We start from the raw sequence: 24,283 nt of genomic DNA, 5'->3' as shown, positions 1-24,283 counted from the left end.
CGCGAGTCCCACGGCCGGCTCCCACGGTCGTCTCCGGTGATCCCGGGACGACCGTGGGAGCCGGTTGTTTTTCTGACATTTTTGTTGTCTCCCCGCCGCTGCGACGTCTACGTGTCATCCCCAAGGCACGTGAAAGGACCGCAGTGGCAAAGAGAAAGCTGATCGGAGCCGTGGCCGCACTGGTCGTCCCGGCCGGGCTCCTCGCGTATTCGGTACTGCCGTCGGACGCGGCGGTCGCCCCCACGACCGGCACCACCTACCAGCTGATCGTCAAGAAGAGCGGTAAGTGTGTCGACGTGCCGTCCGCGTCGAAGGACAACAGCGCGCTGCTCCAGCAGTGGGGTTGCACCGCGGGCTCGGCCTGGCAGCAGTTCAAGCTGGTCGCCTCGGGATCGAACTTCCTGATCCAGAACGTCAACAGTGGCAAGTGTGTCGACGTGCCGTCCGCGTCGAAGACGTCCGGCCAGCAGCTGCAGCAGTACACCTGCGTCGGTTCGCAGACCAATCAGCAGTGGAGGCTGGCCGCGTCGGGCACCGACACGTTCCAGATCATCAACGTGAACAGTGGGCTGTGCGTCTCCGACCAGGGCGCCTCGACCGCGAACGGTGCGGCGATCATCCAGGAGACGTGCACCGCCAACTCCAACAAGCAGTGGGCGTTCACCCCGGTAACGACCTCGGTCTCCTACACGGTCGCCGCCGACGGCACCGGCACGTACAAGACCGTGCAGGCGGCGATCGACGCGGTCGGCACCGGCAACACCAGCCGGAAGACGATCACGATCAAGCCGGGTACGTACCGCGAGATCGTCACCGTCCCGAACACCAAACCGTTCGTCACGCTCCAGGGCGGCGGCGACTCCAGCGACGACGTGGTGATCGTCAACAACCGCAGCAACGCCGGCGGGTACGGCACGTCGGGCAGCGCCACCCTCTTCGCCAACGGCAAGGAGTTCACCGCCACCAACCTGACGATCGCCAATGACTACGGCGAGGGCTCGCAGGCGGTCGCCGCGAACCTGAACGCCGACAAGCTGGTCTTCGACAACGTGCGGTTCCTTGGCGCCCAGGACACCCTGCTGGTCAACAGCGGCCGGTCGTACGTCAAGGGTGGTTACGTCGAAGGCACCGTCGACTTCATCTTCGGTGGCGGCACGGCGGTCTTCAACGGCACCAAGATCTATCAGAAGCGCAGCACCGGCGGCCCGATCACCGCGGCCCGCACCGATGCCGGCAACGCGTTCGGCTTCCTGATCTACAAGTCCACGATCACCGGCGCGACGAACAACACCACGCAGCTCGGCCGTCCGTGGGGTGCCGACGCGCAGGTGCTGTACCGGGAGTCCAGCCTGAGCGCCACCGTCAAGACCGCGCAGCCCTGGACCGACATGTCAGGCAATGTCTGGCAGAACGCCCGTTTCCTGGAGTACAAGAACACCGGCTCCGGCGCCACCACCAACAGCAACCGGCCGCAGCTCTCCGACTCGCAGGCCGCCGGCTACACCCCGCAGAAGTACCTCGCGGGCACCGACAACTGGAACCCGGTGGGTTGATCATGAAGAAGCGCATCACTCTGGCGGCGATCGTCCTCGCCGTGCCCACCGCGATCGTCGGCTGGTCGATCCTGCCGTCGGACGCGGCCACCGCCCCCACCGCGGGCACCGTCTACCAGCTGATCGTCAAGAAGAGCGGTAAGTGTGTCGACGTGCCGTCCGCGTCGAAGGACAACAGCGCGCTGCTCCAGCAGTGGGGTTGCACCGCGGGCTCGGCCTGGCAGCAGTTCAAGCTGGTCGCCTCGGGATCGAACTTCCTGATCCAGAACGTCAACAGTGGCAAGTGTGTCGACGTGCCGTCCGCGTCGAAGACGTCCGGCCAGCAGCTGCAGCAGTACACCTGCGTCGGTTCGCAGACCAATCAGCAGTGGAGGCTGGCCGCGTCGGGCACCGACACGTTCCAGATCATCAACGTGAACAGTGGGCTGTGCGTCTCCGACCAGGGCGCCTCGACCGCGAACGGTGCGGCGATCATCCAGGAGACGTGCACCGCCAACTCCAACAAGCAGTGGGCGTTCACCCCGGTCACGACCTCGTCCGAGCGGACCTGGGCGTCCACTCCGGACGGATTCGCGGCCACCGGTGGGGGCACCACCGGCGGTGCGGCCGGCACCACGGTCACCGTCTCCACCCTGGCCGACCTGACCAAGTACGTCACCGCCACCGAGCCGTACGTGATCAAAGTGGCCAAGGCCATCACGATCACCCCGAAGGGCACCGAGCTGAAGGTGAAGTCGAACAAGACCATCGTCGGTGCCGGCACCGCCGGTGAGATCATCGGCGGCGGCTTCTTCCTGGGCGTGGGCGTCAAGAACGTGATCATCCGGAACCTGACGATCCGCGACACCCAGATGACCGAGGACGACCCGGACGACAAGACCTACGACTACGACGGCATCCAGATGGACACCGCCGACCACATCTGGATCGACCACAACAAGATCACCCGGATGAACGACGGCATGATCGACAGCCGGAAGGACACCACGTACCTCACCGTGTCCTGGAACCTGCTCGACACAGGCAACAAGGCCTTCGGCATCGGCTGGACCGACAACGTCACCGCGCGCATGACGATCCACCACAACTGGATCAAGAACACCAACCAGCGCAACCCGAGCACCGACAACGTGGCGTTCGCCCACCTCTACAACAACCACCTGCAGAACATCACGTCGTACGGGAACCTGTCGCGTGGCAGCACGAAGATGGTGCTGGAGAACAGCTACTTCGACAACGTCGCGAACCCGTACAACGTCGACGACCTGACGAAGGGCCAGCTCAAGCAGAGCGGCAGCATCGTGAGGAACTCCACCGGCAAACAGGTGACGAACGGCGCGGCCTTCGACCCGAAGACCTACTACGCGTACACCCTGGACGCGGCCGCCGACGTTCCCGCCCTGCTGGCCAAGTACGCCGGCCCGCAGGCGAACATCGGCAACTGACCTTCACCGGGGGGTGAGAGAAGGGCGGCGCCGCCTCCGGGCAGCGCCGCCCTTCGCCCTCTGATGATCAACGGCATTGCGGACAGGCGGTTCGGCGGGCGGTTCAGCGGATAACCTCTACCGCGTGATGGGCAGGGGGTCGGCGGCGCACCGCGTGTACAGCGTGGTGGTCTTCGTGATTCTCGCTGCCCTGGACAACGTGGCCATCGGGTTGGTGCCGCCGCTCTACGGCAGCATCGGCGGCGACCTCGGAGTCAGCGAGGGGCACATCGCCCTGGCGACCACGATCATGTTCCTGGTCAGCGCGGTGTCGGCGATCGGTTTCGCGTACGTGGGGGACCGCACCGACCGCAAACCGGTGCTGATCGTGGGCACCGTCCTCTGGGTGGCCGGGACGGCGGGTTCGGGGCTGGCCGGCAGTTACGGGCTTTTCCTCGCCGCCCAGATCGTGGCGGCGTTCGGGCTCGGCGGGGTCGCCTCGGTCAGCTTCGCGGTGGTCAGCGACCTGATCTCGCCGAAGCGCCGCGGCCTGGTGATGAGCTTCTGGGGGCTGTCGCAGGGGGTCGGCACACTGGCCGGCACACTGGCCGGCGGCATCCTGGGGCATGAGGACTGGCGCCGCCCGTTCCTGGTGACCGCGGCGGCCGGGCTGATCGCGACCGTCGCCTACCTGCTCACCTTCGATGTGCCCCGCGGCGACAGCCAGCCGGAGCTGGCCGGCGTCGAGTACGACGAGCGGATCCGGCACGAGGACATCCCGGTCATCCTGCGGCGCCGGACGAACGTGTGGTTGATCCTGCAGGGCGGGACCGCGCAGATCGCCTTCGGTTCGCTGGTGTGGCTTCCGGTGCTGTTCCGGGAACGGGCCCTCGACCAGGGTTACAGCGTCGGCACGGCAGTGCTGGTCGGCAGCGTCTTCGCCACGATCTTCCAGCTGGGGGCGGCACTGTCGATCCTCGGCGGGCTGGTCGGGGACCGTCTGCAGCGGCGTACCCCCCGGGGCCGTGCCCTGGTCGCCGCGATCGGTGTGCTGGCGGCGGTGCCCTTCTACGTGGTCCTGTTCTTCGTCCCGATGACGATCACGGTGCCGGACGGGGCCGGGACGGGCGAGGTGATCCGGGGGGTCCTGAGCAATCTGGTGACCGAGCCGACCGTCGGGATCTGCCTGGTCATCGCGGTGTTCGCGCTGGCGCTGACGTCGGCGAACTCACCGAACTGGTTCGCCATGATCGCCGACGTGAACCCGCCTCAGCACCGCGGCACCGTCTACAGCCTCGGCAACCTGATCAACGGCGCCGGCCGGGCCGGTGGCAACGTGCTGGTCGCGGTCGCCTTCGCGAGCCTGGCCACGGCCTTCCCGCCGCCGCTGAACTACGCGGTCGGGCTGGCCGCCTTCCAGTTCTTCTTCATTCCGACCGGCGTCATGTACTGGCTGGCCAGCAGGACGGTCGCGCGGGACATGGCCGACACGCACGCCGCCCTGCTGGCGGTCGCCGAGAAACGCGACTCAGATGACGGCCCAGACGGTGACGTCGGTCGGGATCCGGCCGTCGGTGTCGAGCGGTTCGCTGCTCAGCAGGACCCGGGCGTCGTCCGGTAGCGTCGCCGGTTCGGCCCCGAAGTTCGTCACCACGGTCACCACGCCGTTGCGGAACGTCAGCGTGTCGGCGGCACCGACCAACCAGGCCAGCTCACCGGAGCCCAGTTCGTGCTCACGCCGGGTGGCCAGCGCCGTCCGGTACATCTCGTAGGTCGAGCCGGGCACGTCCACCTGACGGTCCAGGGCGTACTCGGCCCAGACCGTCGGCTGCGGCAGCCAGCTGGCGTCGGCCGGGCCGAACCCGTACGACGGGGTGTCGGCCTCCCACGGGATCGGCACCCGGCAGCCGTCCCGGCCGCGTTCGGAGTGCCCGGACCGCTCCCAGGCGGGATCCTCCCGGTACTCGTCGGGCAGCAGCGTGTGCTCCGGCAGCCCCAGCTCCTCACCCTGATAGAGGTAGGCCGAACCGGGCAGGCCGAGCATCAGCAGGGTGGCCGCCCGGGCCCGGCGCAGACCCAGGACCTGGTCGGGCTGCGGGTCACCGATCCCGATGCCGGGCACCCGTTTCGTGCCGGCCGGGAAACCCAGCCGGGAGGCGTGCCGGACCACGTCGTGGTTGGACAGCACCCACGTGGTGGTCGCGCCGACCGCGTCGTTGGCGGCCAGCGAGGTGTCGATCACCGCTCGCAGCCCGTCCGGCAGCCAGGGCGCCTCCAGGTAGGGGAAGTTGAACGCCTGGTGCATCTCGTCGGGGCGGACGTAGCGGGCCAGCCGCTCCTCGGGCTGCACCCACGCCTCGGCCACCAGGATGCGGCCACCCTCGTAGCCGTCGAGGACGGCCCGCCACTGCCGGTAGATCTCGTGCACACCTTCCTGGTCCCACATCGGCGGCGGCGGCCCGACCGCTTCCAGCCCGCCAAGGATCACCGAGGGGGCGCTCCAGTCGGTCAGGTCGGCGTCCTTGATCAGACCGTGGGCCACGTCGACCCGGAACCCGTCGACGCCCCGGTCCAGCCAGAACCGCAGGATGTCCAGGAACTCGGCGCGGACCTCCGGGTGGTCCCAGTTGAGGTCGGGCTGGGAGACGTCGAACAGGTGCAGGTACCACTGCCCGTCCGGCAGCCGGTGCCACGCCGGGCCGCCGAAGACGCTCTGCCACGAGTTGGGCGGTTCCTCGCCCTGCGGGCCCTTGCCGTCGCGCAGGATGTAGCGCTCCCGCTCCGGGCTGCCCGGCTCGGCCGCCAGCGCCGCCTGGAACCACACGTGGTCACTGGACGTGTGGTTCGGCACCAGGTCGACGATCACCTTGAGACCGAGGTCGTGGGCGGTGCCGATCAGCTTGTCGGCGTCACCCAGCGAACCGAACCGCGGGTCCACACCCCGGTAGTCGGCCACGTCGTAGCCGGCGTCGTGCTGCGGGCTCGGGTAGAACGGCGAGAGCCACACCGCGTCGACACCCAGCTGGCGCAACTGGGGCAGTCGCGCGGTGATGCCGGGCAGGTCGCCCATGCCGTCACCGTCGCCGTCGGCGAACGAGCGTGGGTAGATCTGATAGATGACGGCGTCCCGCCACCATGCGTCAGTAGGCATGGCCCCACGATAGGTCTCACTCGTCGAGGATCGCGGCGAATCGTTCCTCGGCCAGGTCGAGCTGGTCCAGGATGTGCTCCTTGGCCTGGGTGGAGAGCGGAGTGTCCGGGCGTCCGACCAGCTCACGCAGCGTCGGGACGAGCGGCCGGTACTTGCCGGCCGACCGGTACGCCTTGTCGATCGTGGTGTGAATCACGCCGACCCCGTTGTCGGTGAAGTCCGAAATCTTGATCACCCGGGCCCACGGATCCCGCTCCAGCTTCTCGGCCACGTGAGCGCGGTACTGCTCGTTCTTGTCACGCCGCGGGTCGTACTCCGGATTGGTGACCGACCGGACCAGCTCGGCGACCCGTGGATTGAACCGGCGGGCCAACTCGGTCAGGGCGGCCTCCGTCATCGCGATGTGTGTCCCGTCCGGCTCCACCCCGCCCAGCTCCGCCGGATGGTCCTCGACGGCGTCGTGCAGCAGCGCCGCGACCAGCACGTCGATGTCACGCACCCCGTAGTAGCGGATGATCCGGATGGCGACCCGGAGTAGATGGTTCACGTACGGCTCCCGGACCCGCCGGTCGTCGGCGTGCAGAGCGGAGGCCAGCTCCAGAGCCTCGGTCAGGATCTTGCGCTCGCCGGTGTCGAAGGACTCCAGTTCCAGCGCGAATCGGTCACGGAGGCCGGCTTCGCCGTACACCTCGGTGATGGCGTGCAGTGGCATCGAGAGCAGCATCCTTGGCGCCATGCCGATCAGATATACCGGATCACCGTCCGCGATGGGTTTCGATCAGCTCCCGGAAGTCGCCGGTGGCGCGGTCGGCGCCGGTGAGGGGGACGTCCGGGGCACCGGACGTGGCCCGGGAGAGGGACGGCCGGTGATCCGTCCGGTGGCGACCGCCCGCGCGGCCGGGGTGAGCCGGATCGCGCCCACCGAGGACTGTCTCAGCGTCCACGGCTGCGGCGGTTCGGCGTGCACGCCCCGTTTCGGGGTGCCGACCCCGTCGGTGAACTCCTCCTCGGTCATCGCCTGCAGCGCGCTCAGCGCCACCCCGACGATGGTGGCCGTGGTGATCAGGATGATCGGGACCAGCATCGACAGCGGACGGATGCCGGCCGCCGGACCGGGGCCCACCGGATGCAGCTCGATCGACATGGCGGCCATCCCGGTGTAATGCATGCCGCAGACCGCGATCCCCATCACCGCGGCGGCCGCGGTGACCCGGACCCAGCCGCGCACCGAGACGGCGAACCAGAGCGCGATGGTGCTGGCCGCGACCGCGATCAGGGCCGAGGCGATCACCAGCACCGGGGAGTAGTGGATGTCCGCGGACAGCCGGATCCCCTCCATGCCGGTGTAGTGCATGGCGATCACGCCGCTGCCGGTGATCAGCCCGGCCCCCATGGTCTTGCCGACGCTGCGGCGGCCGTGCCCGACCACCATCAACCCGATCCCGACCGTCAGTACGGCGAACACCAGGCTCAGCAGGGTGAGTCCCAGGTCGTATCGGACCGGGCTGTCCGGCACGTCGAAGCCGAGCATCGCGGCGAAGTGCATCAGCCAGATGCCACCGCCTCCGATCGCGAAGGCGGCGATCAGCAGCCAGCGGTTGCGGCGGCTGCGTTTGTGCGCGTCCCGGGCCCGGCCCGTGCAGAGCAGACCGAGGAACGATCCGAGGAACGCCAGAAGATATGCGGCTATCGGGTTATAGACACCGTAGGTGAAGTGATGGACGTCGGCCACGCGAGGGATTGAGTCAGATATCAGCGGCCGTACATCGCACGTTCTGTGTGGCGGTTCCCTAAAGAGAAGGAACCGGAGTCACCGAGGACGTGTCCGAAACGGACACACCCGCGGCGACCCCGGTTCAGGGTCGGGGCAGCGGTTCGACAGGGGGATCAGGTGAAGATGCTGACGCCTCCGGGGCCCACCAGGAGGCCGACGATGATCAGCACGACGCCCCACAGGATCTGCCGGCGGAACAGTGCGAGCACACCGGCGACGACGAGAACAACGGCGATGATCCAGAGCAACAGGTCCATGTCCAGTCGATACCCGGACCCACAAAAACAGAAACCTTGAATTACGCCGGTACGAGTTCCGAATCCACCGAGTCGGAGAGCAACTGGTAGACGTTGTACGCCTGCTTGATCACCGGGTGCGCGACGTTGCGGACCGGAACCCCGCCGGGGGTACGCCCACGCTCGGAACCGTGGTGCGCGTGCCCGTGCAGGGCCAGCGCGGTCGGCGCCGAGTCGATCGCGTTGCCGAGCTGGTAGCAGCCGAGGAACGGGTAGATCTCCAGCGGCTCCCCGGCCAGGGTCTCCGGCACCGGCGCGTAATGGGTGAGCGCCACCAGCGCGTCACACTCCACCGAGCGCAGTGCCTCACCGAGCCGGTTCGCGAAGTCCTCGGTGACCCCGACGAAGTTCTTCATCTCGCGCTCACCGAAGTTGCTGGCGCACGCCCCGGCGAACCCGCCACCGAAGCCCTTCGCACCGGCGATCCCGAGCCGGTGCCCGCGGATCTCCAGCACCGTGGCCTCGCACTCCAGCACGGTGATCCCGGAGTCGGTCAGCACATCGGTGACCTGCTTCTCCTGGTCGCTCTGGTGATCGTGGTTGCCGAGCACCACCACGACCGGCACGGCCAGGCCACCGAACTCGGTGGCGAAGCACTTCGCCTCGTCGACCGTCCCGTGCCGGGTCAGGTCACCGGCGACGAGCAGCGCGTCGGCCCGGTCCGGCAGTTGTTCCAGGGCGGGCCGGTAGCGGCCCACCACGTCCTTGTCCACGTGGACGTCGCCCACGGCCGCGATCCGGATCATGAGATCTCCTCCACCTCGCTCGGCGCCTGCGCCCGGGTGATACCGATGTCGCAGGTGATCTCGATCTCCGGGAACCGGCCGGAGATCTGCCGGCAGATCTCGTCGCGTCGCTGGGCGCTCTCCACCTCCCCGCCGAGCACCACCCCGTTGTCCCGGCGGAGCACCGTGATGCCCTGCTCGGCGATGCGCTCGTGCTCGGTGAGCAGGCGCTGGATCTCGGCTTCGAGATCGATCTGAATCGTCATCTCATCCCCCTACCCTCAGTTCCCGGTCCGGGTGCGGCGCGACGTCGAGCCGGTCGAGCAACACGAAGAACGCCTCGGCGTACGGCGAATCACCGGTCTCCCGCCGGACCCGCTCCCAATCGATCTGCTCCCGCAACGACCGGGCGACCGGTAGCCCGGTCGCGAAATCGCAGTAGTGCTGGCTGTAGCTGAGCAGCTTGTGCACCATCAGCCGGGTGGCGGACACCACCGGCATGTTGATCGCCTCGACCGAGATCTGCTCGGTGTCCGCCAGCGTCTCGTCGTCCACCGGCGACTCCACCGGCCGGAAGATCAGATCCACCATCCGGCCCTCGTCGAAGACCTTCACCAGCCAGTCCTCCGGCGGCTGCTCGGTCTCGAAGCCGGCCTGCGACAACTCCTGCAGCGCCCGGTCCTTGTCCTGCTCGCGAATCAGGAAGTCCACGTCGTGATCACTGGAGTAGCCGCCGCGGGCGTACACGGCGAAGCTCCCACCCAGCGCGAACGGGATCTCCGAACTCTTGAGAATCGACGCGACCCGTTTCAAAGTGATGGCCAAACCCTCGTCCACGCGGTGTGGCATGCCGACCCTCCTGTCCGTGTCTGATTCGTTCACGACTACCCGGAGTGAGCTGCCCTGAACCCCCGCGACCAGTCTGGAGGACTGAATCGGTCCGTGCCGGGGAACCGAATGTGCGTACCGGAGCTACCGTGGGTCGGTATGGCTCTCATGGCGCAGTCTCAGCCGGTCGCGGACCCCCGATATCCCCGCCGGATGCCGCGCACCATCGCACTGGTCGGCATCGACGGCTCCGGCAAGACCACCCAGGCCCGCACCGTCGCCGCCGAGCTGGCCGCCGCCGGATTCCCGGCCCGGTACCGGCAGAACGCCGGGGGCCGCCACTGGTTCGGCCGGATCGCGGTGCTGCTCGGCCGCACCGACGCCGAAGACCTCCTCGGCCGCCGCGGGACCCTGGTCGTCGAGTCGGTGCTGCGCTGGTTCGCGATCGCCCGCACCCTGCTGCGCCGGACCGTGAACCGGGAGATCGCCGTGATGGACCGGTACGCGGTCTGCCAGTTCGCCAGCCTCCGGGCCCACGGCGCGCACCGGTCCGCCGAGCGGACGGCCCGGGTCGCCTACCACCTGTTCCCGCACCCGGACGTGATGTTCTTCCTGGCCGTCGACCCCGAGGTCGCGCAGGACCGGATCGAGCGGCGCGGCTACGACACCGAGACGATGGACTACCTGCGGGCCGCTGACGCCGCCTACCGTTCGCTCCCGGAGTACCCGAGGTTCGTGGTGATCGACGCCAACGGCACTCCCGCGCAGGTCACCAAGGCGATCCGGACAGAACTCGAAGCCCTTCAGTCCTGAGACCGCGCCCGTTCAGGTCTGGCCGCGCCGCGTCAGTCCCGGCCGCGCCGCGTCAGGCCTGGCCGTAGACCGGGATCTGAGCGCCGCTCACCGGGGCCGACGCCTTCGAGGCCAGGAAGAGGATCGTCTCGGCGATCGCGGCCGGGCTCACCCAGCGGTCGTGGTCGGCGTCCGGCATGGCGGCCCGGTTCGTCGGGGTGTCGATCACGCTGGGCAGCACCGTGTTGCAGCGCACGCCCCGCTTGCGATACTCGACGTCGACTGCGGCGGCGAACGCCAGCACCGCGGCCTTGGCGGTGACATAACCGGCCGCACCGGGAAAGGGCGAGAGCGCGGCCCGCGACGAGACACACACGACCGAGCCGCCTCCGGCGCCGATCAGGTACGGCAGAGCCGCCGCCGTGAGCAGGTACGTCGGCCGCAGGTTCATCGACAGCATCGCCTCGAAGTCCTCGACCGGGGTGTCGGCGATCAGCCCACCACTGGCGAACCCGCCGACCAGGTTGACCACCGCGGTGAGCGGGCTGGCCGGGTCGTCGGTGGCCGCCGCGACCGCGGCAGCCGTGTCGGCGGCCGACGTGAGATCAGCCTCGACCGGAAAACAGTCGGCTGGCACATCGCCCGCACGGCCGGGCCGCACCGGGGCGACCACGTGCCATCCGGCGTCCAGGAACACGTTGATCGTGGAGAAACCGAGCGCGCCGGCGCCGCCGGTGATGAGAGCTGTGTTGGCCATCCGAGCAGGTTGTCACACCGTCGTGGGTGTGCTGTTCCTCACTCGCCCAGCGAACCTGTCCGCCACCTGGGAATGTTCGGCGCTCACCGGACGTCACCCGTGTGGGCGAGTGAAGTGTGGCCCGGCAGGGCGCATTGTGACCGATGGCCCCGTTCGCCCCGCGGGTCCGGATCTTTTCGCGGGGCTTTTGTTTCAGGCCTCTTGCCGCACGGCCGATGCTGCACATGAACCTCACGGGCACGAAACACGTACTCGGGGGTGACGGACATCGCGTCGCCCAGGGTGATGGCCGTCGCTGTGACGATGAGAGGCCGATGGTGTTATGAGTCGCGCAAAGGGTATCCGACCGTCAGCAGGACGGTCGCGACGATGCTGCACTCAGGGATCGCGCACTGGGCTCTCAGGTACCACCCAGGCATTCGTGACACTTTCGACCCATCAGCTGGAATCAGTCCAGCCAGCAATTTGTTATGTGGATGTCAGCAACCGCAATGCACGAGCTGCGGACGTTACGGGAGAGGGCTGATGGACGCAGGTAATGCCCGTAACAGGGTTAGTGACGGCAATGAGGGGACCGTGGGCAACGTGGAGAAGAGCACAGTGATGCGTACCGATCAGGTTGCCGAAGAGCGCGACCTCGTCGGAGTCTACCTGCACGAGATCTCCCGGACACCGTTGTTGGACGCCGCACGGGAGGTTGAACTCTCCAAGGCGATCGAAGGCGGCCTCTACGCCGAGCACCTGCTCGAAACGGGCGAGATCCGTCGCGGCGTCAGCCGGGAGGAACTGGAGCGTCTCGTCTCCGAGGGCCACCACGCGAAGGACCTGTTCATCCGGGCCAACCTTCGTCTGGTCGTCTCCATCGCACGCCGCTACGTGCGGTCCGGCATGCCGATGCTGGACCTGATCCAGGAGGGCAACACCGGCCTGGTCCGAGCGGTGGAGAAGTTCGACTACGAGCGCGGCTACAAGTTCTCGACCTACGCCACCTGGTGGGTCCGTCAGGCGATCAGCCGGGCCATCGCCCAGCAGGAGCGCACCGTCCGGCTCCCCGTGCACCTGGTCGAAGACGTCAACCGGATGCGTAACGTCACCCGTCAGCTGGTCCGTGAGCTGGGCGGCGACCCGGAGCCGGACCAGGTCGCGGCCGCGCTGGGCGTGACCGTCGAGCGAGTCAACGAGCTGACCCGCTGGGCGCAGGACACCGTCTCGCTGGACACCCCGGTCGGCGACGACGGCGACACCAACCTCGGTGACCTGGTGGCCGACAGCGACGCCCCGAGCCCCGAGGAGATCGTCCTCAACGCCCTGGAGCGGCAGCGCATCGAGGGTCTGCTCAACCACCTCGACGACCGTTCGGCCGGCATCATGCGGGCCCGCTACGGCCTGGAGGACGGTCGCGAGCACTCGCTGACCGAGGTGGCGTCCCGGTTCTCGCTGAGCCGCGAGCGGATCCGCCAGCTGGAGATCCAGGCGCTTGGCCGGCTGCGGGAGCTGGCCCGGGCCGAGGGCCTGCAGGCCGCCTGACGTTCCGCAAGACGATGAAGGCCGGTACCCCTCGGGGTGCCGGCCTTCTCCGCGTTCCGGTGTTCCGCAGAACCTGTCTGAGCTACGGCTAGCCGTAGCTCAGACAGGTTCTGGTGCTACTTGACCCGGCCGTATCCGTTCGGGGTCATGATGTTGATCGTGCGGTGCAGCACGTCCCGGCCCGCCGACGGCGCGTCGATGATCATGTTGCTGCCGACGTAGATCGCGACGTGCGCGTTGTTCCGGTAGAACACCAGGTCACCGGGCTGCAGGTCGGACTTGCTGATTCGCGCGGTGGCGCTGTACTGCGCGGCGGCGTTGTGCGGCAGGGACTTGCCCGCCTTCGCCCAGGCCGCCGAGGTCAGACCCGAGCAGTCGTACGAGTTCGGGCCAGCGTCGCCGAAACCGTACGGCTTGCCGATCTGGTTGAACGCGAACGTGACGGCCACGCCGGCCGAGCCCGCGATGTTCGGGATCGGGCCGGTGTAGGAGCCGCTGCCGCCCTCGGTGGGGCTGCCGTAGACGGTCTCCCGCATGTCGTACAGGTCCTCGAGGTCGCCCTCGATCTTCTTCTTCGTCGCTACCAGTTCCTTGGACTGGACGTTCTGCTTCTTCAGCGTGGTCGCCAGTGCCGTCTTGCGATCGGCGAAGGACTGGGTGGTCTCGGTGAAGGCGTCGATGTCCTGCTGGTTGGAGCGGGTGATCTGCTCCAGGAACGCCAGGCGCTCCATCAGGTTCTCCGAGTCACCGCTCACCATCACTGTCATCGGGCCGGTGCGACCCTGCATGTACGTGGTGGTGGCGATGGTGCCCACCTTGGCCGTGGCGGCGTCGAGGGCGTCCTGGGCCGGTTTCAGAGAGGCTTCCAGCTTGACGCCGTCGGCCTTGGTCTTCTTGATGTCCAGGCGCAGCTTGTTGTACTGCTCGGTGACGTCCTCGAGTTTCTCCGAGGCGGTCTCGATCTTCTTCTTGAGCTCTTTCTCGGTCGGAGCGGCGTGCGCTGCCGTCCCGCCCGAGACGGTGATCGCGAACGCCGTCATCGCGACCACGAGCGCCCGGAACCTGTTTCGGGGGTGTGGCACTGGGTCAGGGGCCTTTCTTCCGCTGGCCGCCTGACCGGGTCGGCGGGACGGTGGGGCTGGAAGAGAGGCCCTGTCCACGTCGGCTGTCCCGGCCCGGTTCATGAAACGACCGCCGTCCCGGGGTCAGGACGGCGGATCGCCATGTATTGATCGGCGGCGTTGGCCGGCGCCACCCGAGGGGTTGTGGCTGCGGACCGGACCAACCGCATTAACCTATCGACGGAAGAAAAGAAATCAAGACCTCGGCGAGTGATTTTTACCAATGGCCGGACTTGCGTTAATAGTCCCGATAACGTTCCGTTATTCGACCGCCGCTGAGCGTTATTTACGCGCTGGGGACCGGACTATTCGCTCAGCGCCGGCTCGGCGACCGGAATCCAGTTCCGGGTCACCTGGCGCTCGGCCCAGAACGAGAAGAACGGGATGGTGCCGGCCAGCATCACCAGGACCATCCGGCCGAAAGCCCACTTCGCGCGGCGTGCCAGGTCGAAAGTGAGCACCAGGTAGACCATGTAGAGGAAACCGTGGAACGGGCCCACCGTCTCGACCACGATCGGGTTGTCGCTGGGGCCGTACTTCAACGGCATGCCGACGACGACGAGGGCGATCAGGACCACGCCGACGATCCAGGCGATGATCCGGTAACGGGTGAGGGCTCCCTGCACGGTCGGTGACTCCTTCTAGCTCTGCGCTATTTGTGGGGGACGCGGCCCGGATAGTCGGACGGCCCGGCACCCGGATGGGCGGCGAGCCAGGCCAGGTAATCGTTGTAGGCGTCCAGCTCCGGATCGGGCGTGTCGTCGCCGGATCGGGTGACCGCGACGCGGACCGGGCGGCCCAGGGTCACCGGCGCACCCGGCTCGGTCGTGGCCCGACGCTCGGGCTCGGCGTCGGTCAGCGGCCGGCCCTCGGCCTTGCGGCGGGCCAGCTGCATCTCCCGGATCCAGATGAAGACGACGAAACCGCCGAACACCGGCCACTGGAACATGTAGCCGTAACTGATCGAGTTGCCGTCGGCGGCCCGGCTGAACTGCCACCAGCCCAGCGCGAGGCAGGTCGCGGTCATCACGAGGGCGAGCAGATGGCGGGCCATCCATGCCGGAGTCAACAGCCCTTTCATGCCCTGAGCCTACCGGCGGGTTCGCCCGGCTCCGGCGGGGGCGACCGGGAGGCGCCGGTGCCGCCGATCGGACAGTGGCGGGGTGTGGTCCAGGTCACATCGGCTCACGGAATCATGGGCCGGTGCCGACGGTTGTGAACGAATGCCGGTGTGCCCAGTGTCCCCGGGCCTCACCCAACGCCTGCACGGAATACCGCTCGGCTGGAGCCGTGTTGAGCCACTCGCCGCGAGGCGACCTGCACACCGGCATTCGCGCCGCCTCTCGGATCATCCGAGGGGCGGCGCAGTACTTTCCGCAACTCGGTGAATGTCGCGGATCGAGGTTTATCCGGTCAACACCCCCCGATCGGGGCACCTAATCGTGCGCGTTTCCGGATAGACGTGGCAATATCCGTCGGGTGTCTGCCCCGAAACGGCGAGTCCCGGCCGCGCAGCGTGGCGCCCGGCTGACCCGGCGCACCCCTGAAGACGGCGCCGCACCGGCCTTCCCGCGCCGCCCCTCCGGCAAGCGCGGGAGTGCCGCCCGGCACTCCGCCCCACCCGGCCCGGCCGGTCCGCATCCGGTGGAGATCGCCGGGCACCTGCACGAGCTCACCGTCCGCCTGCTCGCCGCGGACTCCCTCAACCAGGCCCTCGACCGGCTCGCCGTGGCCACCGCCGCCCTGGCGGGCGTGGTGCGCTGCTCCGTCGTGCTGATCGGCGAGGGCGGGCCCCTCACCGAGGCCTCCGCCGGGCCGGCGGGGGAGACGTTCGACCGGCTTCAGTACGAGGGGGGCGCCGGCCCCGGACTCGAAGCCGCCCGCACCCGGACCGTGGTGACCGCCACCGACCTGGCCGGCGACGAACGATGGCCGGAGCTACGTGCCGCCGCCCGCACCGAGAACCTGCGGGCGGTCGTGGCGATCCCGCTCGACGTGCGGCGGACCGCCGTCGGCGCGGTCAGCGTCTACCCCGACCGGCGCGGCGATGTCGACCCGGAGGTGCTGGTCACCGCGATGGCCCTGGCCGGGCAGGCCGAGGTGCTGCTCGGCGAGTTGCATCGGCGGGAAGCCCTGACCGAGGGCGCCGTGGTGGACCGGGCGGTCGGCGTGATCATCGCGCAGCGCGGCTGCGGCGTGCAGGAGGCCTACGCGATCCTCCAGGAGAGCGCCCAGCGTCTCGGCCTGGACCGCGGCACGGTCGCCGCTCGCCTGGTGACAGCGGCGGCTCGCAACGCCGGATAGCGGTGCTGAGCCTCTGCGGGGCGGGTCTTTCACGACGAAACGCCGCCGGTACGGAGACCGGCGGCGTTTCGTCGTGTCGAGTGGTGTCAGCTCGGCTTCTCCACCGACTGGATGACCTCGAACTCCAGGAGGCTGGCGCCGGAGGCGACGGGCTTGGCGCGCTCGCCGGCGTGGGCCTCCTTGGCGCGGCCGTTCGACCAGTTCTGGAAGTCCTCCTCGGTCTCCCAGCGGGTGTAGACGAAGTAGCGGGTCTCGCCGGACACCGGGCGCAGCAGCTCGAAACCGAGGAAGCCCGGGGAGTTCTCCACCGCGCCGTGACGGGCGGCGAACCGCTTCTCCAGCTCGGGGCCGGCGCCCTCGGGAACCTCGATCGCGTTGATCTTCACAACAGCCATACCGGCCACGCTACTTCGCGCCGCTGAGCGGCCGCGAGAGGTGACGGGGGAGGGCTGCCGCGCGTCGTGGGGTGGGACCCGAGGCGGGGCGGGGGCCGGGGCGGTGCCTTTGTCCCCGTACCCCCGCAATCGGTCTTAAGCGGGTCCCTCGCCGCCTGCCTTGACGCCCGCCTGGTTCGGGGTGTCCTGGCGCTCCGCGGCCGCGAGGGCGTCCTCGGCGCGGGCCTGCTGGGCCGAGCGCTGCGACAGCGGGATCTCCGGCAGGAAGAAGACCACGATCAAGCCGATGATCATGATGAAGAAGGCGATCAGGTAGACCACGTGCACGCTGTCGGCGAAACCGACCTTGAACGGGTGCGAGACCGCGTCGGCGAGCTTGCCGAGGAACGACGTGTCGGTGAGGCCGGCGCCGCTCATGGCCGTCTTGAGGACCTCGGCCTGGGCCGGGTCGGCAGCCAGCGCCTGCTGGAACTCCGGCGTCTGCTGCGCCGACGAGTACGCCTTCTCGATGTTGCCGGGCAGCACGTTGAACAGCACCGACAGGAAGATCGCGGTGCCGAGCGTGCCGCCCATCGAGCGGAAGAACGTGACCGCGCCGGTGGCCGTGCCGATCTGCCGGGGTGAGACCGCGTTCTGTACGGCGGTGATCATCGGCTGCATGTTGCTGCCCAGGCCGAGACCCATCAGCACCATCACCAGCATCACCCGCCACAGCGGGGTGTCCGCGCCGACCAGCGAGAACAGGAAGAGCGCGCTCACCATGAAGACACTGCCGACGATCGGGAAGATCCGGTAGCGGCCGGTACGGGAGATCAGCTGACCGGAGACGATCGAGCCGGTCATGATGCCCACCACGAACGGGATCATCTGCAGGCCGGCCTCGGTGGCCGTCGAGCCCTTCACGATCTGCAGGTACAGCGGCACGGTCATCAGGCCGCCGAACATCGCCATGCCCAGGATCGTGCTGGCGGTCACCCCGACTGCCACGGTCCGCTTGCCCAGCAGAGCCAGCGGGAGCAGTGCCTCGTCCTTGTAGGCGCGTTCGGCGAGGATGAAACCGATCAGGCCGATCGCACCGATCACGAAACAGGCGATCGAGCGGCCCGAACTCCAGCCCCACTCACGGCCCTGCTCGGCGACGGTCAGCACCGGCACCAGGCAGAGGATCAGGGTGAGCGCGCCGGGCCAGTCGATCCGGTGGTTCACCCGGTTGTGCGGCAGGTGCAGCACCTTGGCGACCACGGCCATCGCGGCCAGGCCGATCGGCACGTTGATGAAGAACACCCAGCGCCAGCCGGCCGTACCGAGCAGCTCGTCGGCGCCGGCGAAGAAGCCGCCCATGATCGGGCCGAGCACGCTGGCCGTACCGAAGACGGCGAGGAAGAAGCCCTGATATTTGGCACGCTCGCGGGGCGGGACGATGTCGCCGATGATCGCCAGCGCGAGTGACATCAGACCGCCGGCGCCGAGCCCCTGGACGGCCCGGAAGGCGGCCAGCTGCCACATGCTGTCGGAGAGGCCGCAGAGGAACGAGCCGACGATGAAGATGCCGATCGCCAGCAGGAAGAACGGGCGGCGGCCGTAGATGTCGGACAACTTGCCGTACAACGGGGTGGCGATCGTCGACGTGATCAGGAAGGCCGTGGTGGCCCAGGCCTGCAGGTTGAAGCCCTGCAGGTCGTCGGCGATGGTCCGGGTCGCGGTGGCCATGATCGTCTGATCCAGCGCGGCGAGGAACATGCCCATCATCAGGCCGCCGAGGATCGTCAGGATCTGGCGGTGGGTGAATTCCACCGGCGCGGTCGCCGCTGGGGCTGGGTGGCTCACGAAGTCTCCCGTGGAGGTGGTCCCGGGTCGGTACGCAGGTGCGCCTCGACCTCGTCGTTGAAATCGTGGAAAAGATCGGTGAAGGCGGCGATCCGGCTGGCGGGCCAGTCGGCCAGGACCTCGGTGAGCATGGCCACCCGGGCCTCGCGCACCCGCTCGCAGGCGGCCACGCCTGCTTCGGTCACGGCCAGGCGTGAGGCACGGCCGTCGGCCGGGTCTGCTTCCCGGCGTGCCAGGCCCGCTTTCACCAGCTGGGCGGCCTGGCGGCTGACCGTCGACGGATCGGCCCCTTTGACCTCGGCGAGGTCGGTGACACGGAGAGGACCCATCGCGCGCAACGGTGGCAGCAGCATCAACGCGGAGAACTCGGCGCCGAGATCCCCGGGTTTGAGCATGCCCCGGAACCGCGCGCCCATCCGGACCAACCGCGTGATTTCCTCGGCCAGCCGGGTGGTTTCCTGTTCGTGCACGTGCGCCTCCGGATCACAATATGCGTGTAGCCTACAACTTGTTGCGTGATGAATGCATGCGGGCTCGGGTCTATTTCATCCGCCAGACACCGGTGGTGAGCGCCTCGGTCTCCTCCAGGACGGCCGGGACCGGGACGACGTACTCGGTCACCAGTTCGAAGAGCCGCCCCGGGAAGAAACCCCGGCCTGGATCGCCGACCAGCACCGTCGCGCCGTTCTTCCGGGCCTCGCGCAGTGTCGCGATCATCTTCGGCGCCACGATCGGGCTGTAGAAGACGTCCCCGGCCAGCACCACCTCGGGGTGACCGTCCAGTCGGCCGACCAGCGACAGGCCGTTGGCGGAGGCGTTGCGATGAGCCGCCTGCACGGCGGCCGGGTCGAGGTCGGTGCAGGCGACCGCGGCGGCACCGCAGTACGCGGCGGCGACCGCGGCCACTCCTGAGCCGGTCGCGACGTCCAGCACCCGGCGGCCGGCCACCACGGCCGGATCGTCCAGCAGGTGCCGGGCCAGCGCCTGGCCGCCGGCCCAGGCGAAGGCCCAGAACGGTGGCGGCTGGTCGCTGTGGAACTCGCCACCGGTCAGGTCGAAGAGCCCGACCGGCTGGGTGACGAGATGTAGAGAGATCTCCGGGGCGAACGGCACAGGGGTGAGAACAGTGGGCAGCACCCCATGATTGTCCTGGGCTCAGCCGATCGGCTGAGGGTCACCCGCCATGATCAGTTTGGCGCGGTACTCGGCACGGGCCTCGGCGGCCCACGGGGCGTCCTCGTCCTCCAGCAACGGGCGGGACGCCAGGAAGGCGGCGGCGGCCAGCGGGCGGGCGGCCCGGTCCGGAGGGCGGCCGGCGGCGGTGGCGAGCAACTGGTCGAAAGTGGCCGTGTCGACGTGCACCCGGTCGGTGCGCAGCCGGGCCCGGCCCCGCTGGGTGGTGATCACCGAATCGCGGCGGCGCACCCCCGGCTCCAGGTGGTCCCGGAGGATCCCCAGATCCGCCTTCACCGTGTCGGTGCGAACACCCAGCGTGTCGGCCAGCTCCACAAGCGACCACTCGCCACGCAGGGCGAGCAGGGCAAGGAGCTGCCGCGGGCCGGCGCCTCCGAAGTCGTCACCGAAAAGGCGAATGCCACGGGTGCGGACCTCAAGGCGGCCGAAGAGCTGGATGTCGTGCATGATCGAGAACTGTGCTGCCCGGTGGACGGTGCCGACAAGCCCCAAAGCGAGGGGGTGTCTCGGCCGAACGACTGGTCATCGCGGCCGCTCGGGGGCAACCGGTCGTCGGCCGTTCCGGTGGGCAGTCTGTTGGTAGGGAAGGCAGTTCGTCGGGTAATCCTTAGACTGCGCGGAGCCCGTCGGGGGCCGGATGAAGGAAGGGTGACGTATGGACAGCGGCGAGACGATCACTGTGCTCGTCGTCGACGGTCACCAGACCTTCGCCGAACTGTTGGGACACGCCCTCGCGGGTCAACCGGACCTGCACTGTGTGGGATACGCGGGCACCGGCGCCGAGGCCATCCGCCTCGCAGCCGACCTGTCACCCGACGTGATCGTGATGGACCCGGAACTGTCCGATGCCGACGGCATTGCCATCGCCGAACTGATCCGGGTGCGCCAGCCGGACTCCCGTGTGGTGATCCTCACTGCCAGCGAGGACCAGACCCTCGTGCGCCGGGCGACGACCGCCGGAGCCGCCGGGTTCATCTCCAAGAACGGCGCTCTCGGTGACGTCCTCAACGCTCTGCGCACCGCCCACCGCGGCAGCATGACCGTCTCCACCGACATCCTCGCCCGGCTGCTGCGCAGCACCACCCCCACGGTCGTCGGCCAGCGCGGGAACGGCCTCACCCCGGGTGGTCTGACCGCCCGCGAGGACGAGGTCCTGCAGTTGATGGCGGCCGGTCTGGACGCCCGCGCGGTGGCCCGCCGGCTCGGCATCAGCGTGCACACCTGCCGCGGATATCAGAAGGCCGTCCTTGCCAAACTGGGGGCGCACAGTCAGCTGGAAGCGGTCGCCATCGCCACCAGGCGGGGACTCGTCCGGCCTGACCCGCGGTAAACCTTCCGATCACTCATCCGGGAAGCTGTTCCGTACGTACTTCTAACGGGGGACACACCGTGGGTGCGCTGCAGGGAGGAAACGTGGACCGTACCGCCGCTGCCGGCGACACGTCCGATCCAGGCGAGGAATCGCCGGGCGGACGGCTGCCGCGACGCCGGCCGCAGGCCAACCGACCGGATGTCGGCGGGGAGCCGGTCGCCTGGTTCGGCGGGGGAGAGCCACCGGGTGACGGGTCACTTCCCGGCCCGGTTGCGGCATCCTCGTCTTCACCCACTTCACCTCTTTCTTCACCTTCCGCACTTTCCAGCCCGGCCGTCCGGCCGTCGTCCGGCCCTCCGTCTACCTCCAAGCCGGTCTCGTCCCCACCGGAGTTCGGACCGGCCTCGCCCGCCGGGCCGGGACGGGTCTCGTTCGGGTTCAGCGACGGGCCGATCGGCGGGGCCCGCCCGGGTCGTGGCCGAGGTGACGACACCGGAAGCATGCCGCGCGTCAGCGACGACACCGGGAGCATTCGCCGGGTCAGTGACGACACCGGAAGCATGCGGCGCGTCAGTGACGACACCGGAAGCATTCGCCGGGTCAGTGACGACACCGGGAGTATGCGGCCGGTCAGCGATGACACCGGGGGCATGCCGAAGCAGCGTGGCCGGGCCGGTGGTGGTCTGGGATCGCTGAGCACGGCCTCCGGGGCGTTCCCGGCGCGGCGGACCAGCGGCCTCGACGACGACAGCGCCACGGCCGGCCTTGGGACCGGGGATCCGGCGCCCCGGCGGCGGACCGGACGCGGTTCCGGCGCCGACCTCGACTCCGGCACCGGTGAGATGCCGCGACGGCGCACCAGCGGTGCCGAAGCCGCGTCGGAGGAACTGCCGATCGTCCGGAAACCGGGCAACGGGACGGAGAGTTGGGCACCGGCCGCGTCCTTCTCCCCGAGTTCCCCCGCCGGCGCCTACCCCTCGTCGGGCGGCCCGTCCGGAGCCGGTGTGCCATGGCCGACGTCGTTCGACTCCGGCTCGGCCGGAACACCGGACGCCGGGCCGCTGTCCGGGCTCTCCGCCGCACCTCTGTGGTCGGACAACGACAACCCGGGTGGATCCTTCGAGACCGCCGCGTCGTGGTCGTCGCCCGGCGGCCCGCCGCCGTCGCGGGAGCCGGTGGTCTTCGGTGACGGCCCGCCGCTGCCCGGTGCCCGGCCGCAGCCGCCCCGGCAGTCCCGCCTGGTGACCGTGGGCATGGCCCTGCTCGGCGTGGTGGCGCTCGCGGTCGTCGCGGTCACCGGCGTCGTCTACTACTCCGGCGAGGACAACCAGATCCGGGAGATCCTCGGCGGCGGCGGTGGTGGTGACCAGCAGGTCGTCAGCGGGCCGATCAACGACATGAACATCGCCACCTTCGAGCTGATGGCCGCCACCGACCGGGTGCGGCTGCGGATCGACGACCTCGGCACCGACCTCTACCGGGTCAGTACGCCCGAAGGCAGTGGCACGCGGCCCAGCGCGGAGGTCCGCGACGAGCGGCTGCGGGTGGACCTGAACCGGGACACCGCCGGAAGCGGCGGCGAGATCGAAGTGGTGCTGAGCGCGAAGGTGCGGTGGACCATCCGGTTCTCCGGCTACTCCGCCGAGCGGATCGTCGACCTCACCCAGGGCCGGATCAAAGCCATCGAGCTGGTCGGCGGCACCCGCCGGGCCGAGATGAACCTGGCCCAGGCCAACGGCACGGTGCCGATGCGGATCACCGGCGGGATCGAGGAGCTGATCCTGCGCGCGCCCACCGGCAGTCCGGTGCGGATCAAAGTGGGTGGCGGCGCGGCGACGGTGACCGCCGGATCGAAGACGCTGAAGGACGTGGCGCCCGGATCGACCCTGACGCCCAAGGACTGGACCAGCGGAAATCGGTACGACGTGGACGCGGTCGCGCCGGTCACCCTGCTGAAGGTGGAGACCTCCGCACCGTCCTGACGGTCTCGACGTGGAGGGGCCGTGGGCCCCTCCACTCCGGGTCAGTTCAGGACGCGCAGGCGGACGGTCTGCTCCATGTCGCGGAGCAGGTCCAGGACCCCGTCGGGGTAGCCACGGGCGATGTCGGTGATCAGGTACCCGTACTCACCGCGGGTGCTCAGCATCTGACCTTCGACGTTGACGTTGTGCTCGGCGAGGATCCGGTTGACCTGGGCCAGCACACCAGGCGTGTTCTTGTGCATGTGCACGATGCGGTGCATGCCGGGCAGGTCGGGCAGAGTCACGCCGGGCAGGTTGACACTGAGCGTGGTGTTGCCGTCGGTCACGAACTTGGCCAGCTTGTTCGCCACGAAGCCGCCGATGTCGGACTGGGCCTCCTCGGTCGAACCGCCGATGTGCGGGGTGAGGATCACGTTCGGCAGGCCACGCAGCTCGGACAGGAACTCGTCGCCGCGGCCCTTCGGCTCCAACGGGAACACGTCGACGGCGGCACCGGCCAGCCGGCCGCTCTTCAGTGCGTCCCGCAGGGCCAGGTGGTCGACGATGAGGCCACGGGACAGGTTCAGGAACAGGCTGCCGGCCTGCATCTTCGCGAACTGCTCGGCGCCGAAGAAACCGGCGTTGCCGGGGCGGCCGTCGACGTGCAGGGTGACGATGTCGCTGGATTCCAGCAGCTCGTCCAGGCTGGCGCAACGGTGTGCGTTACTCAGCGCCAGTTTGTCGGCGGTGTCGTAGAACGAGACCGACATGCCCAGGTTCTCCGCCAGCACCGACAGCTGGGTGCCGATGTTGCCGTAGCCGACGATGCCGAGGCGGCGGCCGCGGATCTCGTGGGCGCCGTCGGCCGACTTGTCCCAGACGCCGGCGTGCATCAGCGCGTTCTTCTCGGTCAGCCGCCGGGTCAGCGCGATGATCTCGGCGATCGCCAGCTCCACCACGGAGCGGGTGTTGGAGAACGGGGCGTTGAAGACCGCGACACCGCCGGCCGAAGCCGCCGCCAGGTCGATCTGGTCGGTGCCGATGCAGAACGCGCCGATGCCGACGAGCTTGTCGGCGGCCTCCAGGACCTTCGCCGTCACCTGCGTCTTGGACCGGATGCCGAGCAGCTGGACGCCGGCGATGCGCTCGACGAGCTCGACCTCGTCGAGCGCGTTACGCAGGGACTCGACCTGGAAACCGTCCTCCTCGAGGCGGGAAACCGCGTCGGGGTGGATGCTCTCCAGAAGCAGGACTCGCACCTTGGGCTGGTCGGTCATCAATCTTCCGTTCCATGATTCGGTTTGGGCGCCCGGGCCGCCACGCCGAAGCCCAGTTCACGGGC

General features: G+C 68.9%; 25 protein-coding genes. 8 read left to right on the top strand and 17 right to left on the bottom strand.

Annotation, left to right across the window (positions count from 1 at the left end; all coding sequences use genetic code 11):
* Positions 1 to 143: 143 nt before the first annotated feature.
* The 3 genes from BLU81_RS27930 to BLU81_RS27920 all read left to right on the top strand — a co-directional run bounded on the left by BLU81_RS27930 (position 144) and on the right by BLU81_RS27920 (position 4,598).
* Positions 144 to 1,553 carry a pectinesterase family protein gene (locus tag BLU81_RS27930; protein ID WP_092547613.1) on the top strand — a complete coding sequence of 470 codons (1,410 nt, stop codon included), beginning with the start codon at positions 144 to 146 and terminating at the stop codon, positions 1,551 to 1,553.
* A 2-nt stretch (positions 1,554 to 1,555) separates the two neighbouring features.
* Positions 1,556 to 2,998, top strand: a complete 1,443-nt coding sequence (locus BLU81_RS27925; RefSeq protein ID WP_092547612.1) for an RICIN domain-containing protein — start codon at positions 1,556 to 1,558, stop codon at positions 2,996 to 2,998.
* 127 nt (positions 2,999 to 3,125) lie between these two features.
* Positions 3,126 to 4,598, top strand: coding sequence for an MFS transporter (locus BLU81_RS27920; RefSeq protein ID WP_092547611.1), 1,473 nt, complete (start codon positions 3,126 to 3,128; stop codon positions 4,596 to 4,598).
* Here the strand turns inward: BLU81_RS27920 and BLU81_RS27915 are convergent.
* The 7 genes from BLU81_RS27915 to BLU81_RS27890 form a co-directional block, all read right to left on the bottom strand.
* Positions 4,506 to 6,128: a glycoside hydrolase family 13 protein gene (locus BLU81_RS27915; RefSeq protein WP_092547609.1), complete on the bottom strand. Its 1,623-nt coding sequence runs from the start codon at positions 6,126 to 6,128 to the stop codon at positions 4,506 to 4,508. The two genes, BLU81_RS27920 and BLU81_RS27915, sit on opposite strands and share 93 nt — an antisense overlap.
* A 16-nt stretch (positions 6,129 to 6,144) precedes the next feature.
* Entirely contained in the window at positions 6,145 to 6,840 is a 696-nt protein-coding gene (locus tag BLU81_RS27910; protein ID WP_231953548.1) for an HD domain-containing protein, read from the bottom strand.
* Between the two features lie 66 nt (positions 6,841 to 6,906).
* Positions 6,907 to 7,860: an MHYT domain-containing protein gene (locus BLU81_RS27905; RefSeq protein ID WP_092547603.1), complete on the bottom strand. Its 954-nt coding sequence runs from the start codon at positions 7,858 to 7,860 to the stop codon at positions 6,907 to 6,909.
* Positions 7,861 to 8,015: 155 nt separating this feature from the next.
* The gene (locus BLU81_RS49285; RefSeq protein ID WP_172890633.1) at positions 8,016 to 8,159 is read right to left on the bottom strand and encodes a GPGG-motif small membrane protein; all 144 of its coding nucleotides are present in this window, start codon (positions 8,157 to 8,159) and stop codon (positions 8,016 to 8,018) included.
* Between the two features lie 41 nt (positions 8,160 to 8,200).
* Positions 8,201 to 8,944 (bottom strand): metallophosphoesterase family protein, encoded by a 744-nt coding sequence (locus BLU81_RS27900; protein ID WP_092547600.1) that lies wholly within the window; start codon positions 8,942 to 8,944, stop codon positions 8,201 to 8,203.
* Positions 8,941 to 9,189: a hypothetical protein gene (locus tag BLU81_RS27895; RefSeq protein WP_092547597.1), complete on the bottom strand. Its 249-nt coding sequence runs from the start codon at positions 9,187 to 9,189 to the stop codon at positions 8,941 to 8,943. The genes BLU81_RS27900 and BLU81_RS27895 overlap by 4 nt, the downstream gene beginning before the upstream one ends.
* Position 9,190: 1 nt before the next feature.
* On the bottom strand, positions 9,191 to 9,772 hold the full coding sequence (locus tag BLU81_RS27890) for a nucleotidyltransferase (protein ID WP_092547594.1): 582 nt from the start codon (positions 9,770 to 9,772) through the stop codon (positions 9,191 to 9,193).
* 192 nt (positions 9,773 to 9,964) lie between these two features.
* Between BLU81_RS27890 and BLU81_RS27885 the strand changes: the two genes are divergently transcribed.
* On the top strand, positions 9,965 to 10,564 hold the full coding sequence (locus tag BLU81_RS27885; RefSeq protein WP_092557741.1) for a dTMP kinase: 600 nt from the start codon (positions 9,965 to 9,967) through the stop codon (positions 10,562 to 10,564).
* A 52-nt stretch (positions 10,565 to 10,616) separates the two neighbouring features.
* On the opposite strand, the gene BLU81_RS27880 is transcribed toward BLU81_RS27885, so the two are convergent.
* On the bottom strand, positions 10,617 to 11,300 hold the full coding sequence (locus tag BLU81_RS27880) for an SDR family NAD(P)-dependent oxidoreductase (protein WP_092547593.1): 684 nt from the start codon (positions 11,298 to 11,300) through the stop codon (positions 10,617 to 10,619).
* Positions 11,301 to 11,825: 525 nt separating this feature from the next.
* Here BLU81_RS27880 and BLU81_RS27875 point away from each other — a divergent pair.
* Positions 11,826 to 12,827, top strand: coding sequence for a sigma-70 family RNA polymerase sigma factor (locus BLU81_RS27875; RefSeq protein ID WP_092547592.1), 1,002 nt, complete (start codon positions 11,826 to 11,828; stop codon positions 12,825 to 12,827).
* A gap of 116 nt (positions 12,828 to 12,943) precedes the next feature.
* Here BLU81_RS27875 and BLU81_RS27870 read toward each other — a convergent pair whose 3' ends face one another.
* The 3 genes from BLU81_RS27870 to BLU81_RS27860 all read right to left on the bottom strand — a co-directional run bounded on the left by BLU81_RS27870 (position 12,944) and on the right by BLU81_RS27860 (position 15,029).
* The gene (locus BLU81_RS27870) at positions 12,944 to 13,867 is read right to left on the bottom strand and encodes a C40 family peptidase (RefSeq protein ID WP_092557739.1); all 924 of its coding nucleotides are present in this window, start codon (positions 13,865 to 13,867) and stop codon (positions 12,944 to 12,946) included.
* A gap of 386 nt (positions 13,868 to 14,253) precedes the next feature.
* On the bottom strand, positions 14,254 to 14,574 hold the full coding sequence (locus tag BLU81_RS27865) for a DUF3817 domain-containing protein (protein ID WP_092547591.1): 321 nt from the start codon (positions 14,572 to 14,574) through the stop codon (positions 14,254 to 14,256).
* Positions 14,575 to 14,600: 26 nt separating this feature from the next.
* Entirely contained in the window at positions 14,601 to 15,029 is a 429-nt protein-coding gene (locus BLU81_RS27860) for a hypothetical protein (protein ID WP_092547590.1), read from the bottom strand.
* 398 nt (positions 15,030 to 15,427) lie between these two features.
* Between BLU81_RS27860 and BLU81_RS27855 the strand changes: the two genes are divergently transcribed.
* Complete coding sequence (locus tag BLU81_RS27855) at positions 15,428 to 16,252, top strand: GAF and ANTAR domain-containing protein (RefSeq protein ID WP_092547589.1); 825 nt, start codon at positions 15,428 to 15,430, stop codon at positions 16,250 to 16,252.
* 86 nt (positions 16,253 to 16,338) lie between these two features.
* Here the strand turns inward: BLU81_RS27855 and BLU81_RS27850 are convergent, their stop codons facing one another.
* The 5 genes from BLU81_RS27850 to BLU81_RS27830 form a co-directional block, all read right to left on the bottom strand.
* Entirely contained in the window at positions 16,339 to 16,647 is a 309-nt protein-coding gene (locus BLU81_RS27850; protein WP_092547588.1) for an antibiotic biosynthesis monooxygenase family protein, read from the bottom strand.
* Between the two features lie 135 nt (positions 16,648 to 16,782).
* Positions 16,783 to 18,474: an MDR family MFS transporter gene (locus BLU81_RS27845; RefSeq protein ID WP_092547587.1), complete on the bottom strand. Its 1,692-nt coding sequence runs from the start codon at positions 18,472 to 18,474 to the stop codon at positions 16,783 to 16,785.
* Positions 18,471 to 18,944, bottom strand: a complete 474-nt coding sequence (locus tag BLU81_RS27840; protein ID WP_231953547.1) for a MarR family winged helix-turn-helix transcriptional regulator — start codon at positions 18,942 to 18,944, stop codon at positions 18,471 to 18,473. Before BLU81_RS27840 ends, BLU81_RS27845 begins: the two co-directional genes overlap by 4 nt.
* Before the next feature lie 70 nt (positions 18,945 to 19,014).
* Positions 19,015 to 19,611 (bottom strand): class I SAM-dependent methyltransferase, encoded by a 597-nt coding sequence (locus tag BLU81_RS27835; protein WP_092547586.1) that lies wholly within the window; start codon positions 19,609 to 19,611, stop codon positions 19,015 to 19,017.
* Between the two features lie 18 nt (positions 19,612 to 19,629).
* The gene (locus BLU81_RS27830; RefSeq protein ID WP_092557735.1) at positions 19,630 to 20,115 is read right to left on the bottom strand and encodes a hypothetical protein; all 486 of its coding nucleotides are present in this window, start codon (positions 20,113 to 20,115) and stop codon (positions 19,630 to 19,632) included.
* 208 nt (positions 20,116 to 20,323) lie between these two features.
* Here BLU81_RS27830 and BLU81_RS27825 point away from each other — a divergent pair, with 208 nt between their 5' ends.
* Entirely contained in the window at positions 20,324 to 20,998 is a 675-nt protein-coding gene (locus tag BLU81_RS27825) for a response regulator (protein ID WP_092547557.1), read from the top strand.
* A 482-nt stretch (positions 20,999 to 21,480) separates the two neighbouring features.
* Positions 21,481 to 22,962, top strand: a complete 1,482-nt coding sequence (locus tag BLU81_RS27820) for a hypothetical protein (RefSeq protein WP_092547555.1) — start codon at positions 21,481 to 21,483, stop codon at positions 22,960 to 22,962.
* Between the two features lie 41 nt (positions 22,963 to 23,003).
* On the opposite strand, the gene serA is transcribed toward BLU81_RS27820, so the two are convergent.
* Positions 23,004 to 24,218, bottom strand: coding sequence for a phosphoglycerate dehydrogenase (gene serA / locus BLU81_RS27815; RefSeq protein WP_092547553.1), 1,215 nt, complete (start codon positions 24,216 to 24,218; stop codon positions 23,004 to 23,006).
* Positions 24,219 to 24,283: the final 65 nt, after the last annotated feature.

Origin of the sequence: Actinoplanes derwentensis, from assembly GCF_900104725.1 — a bacterium.
Classification (GTDB): Bacteria; Actinomycetota; Actinomycetes; order Mycobacteriales; family Micromonosporaceae; genus Actinoplanes; species Actinoplanes derwentensis.
Note: the sequence above shows the minus strand (reverse complement) of the source record. Positions and strands in the feature narration are given on the sequence as shown.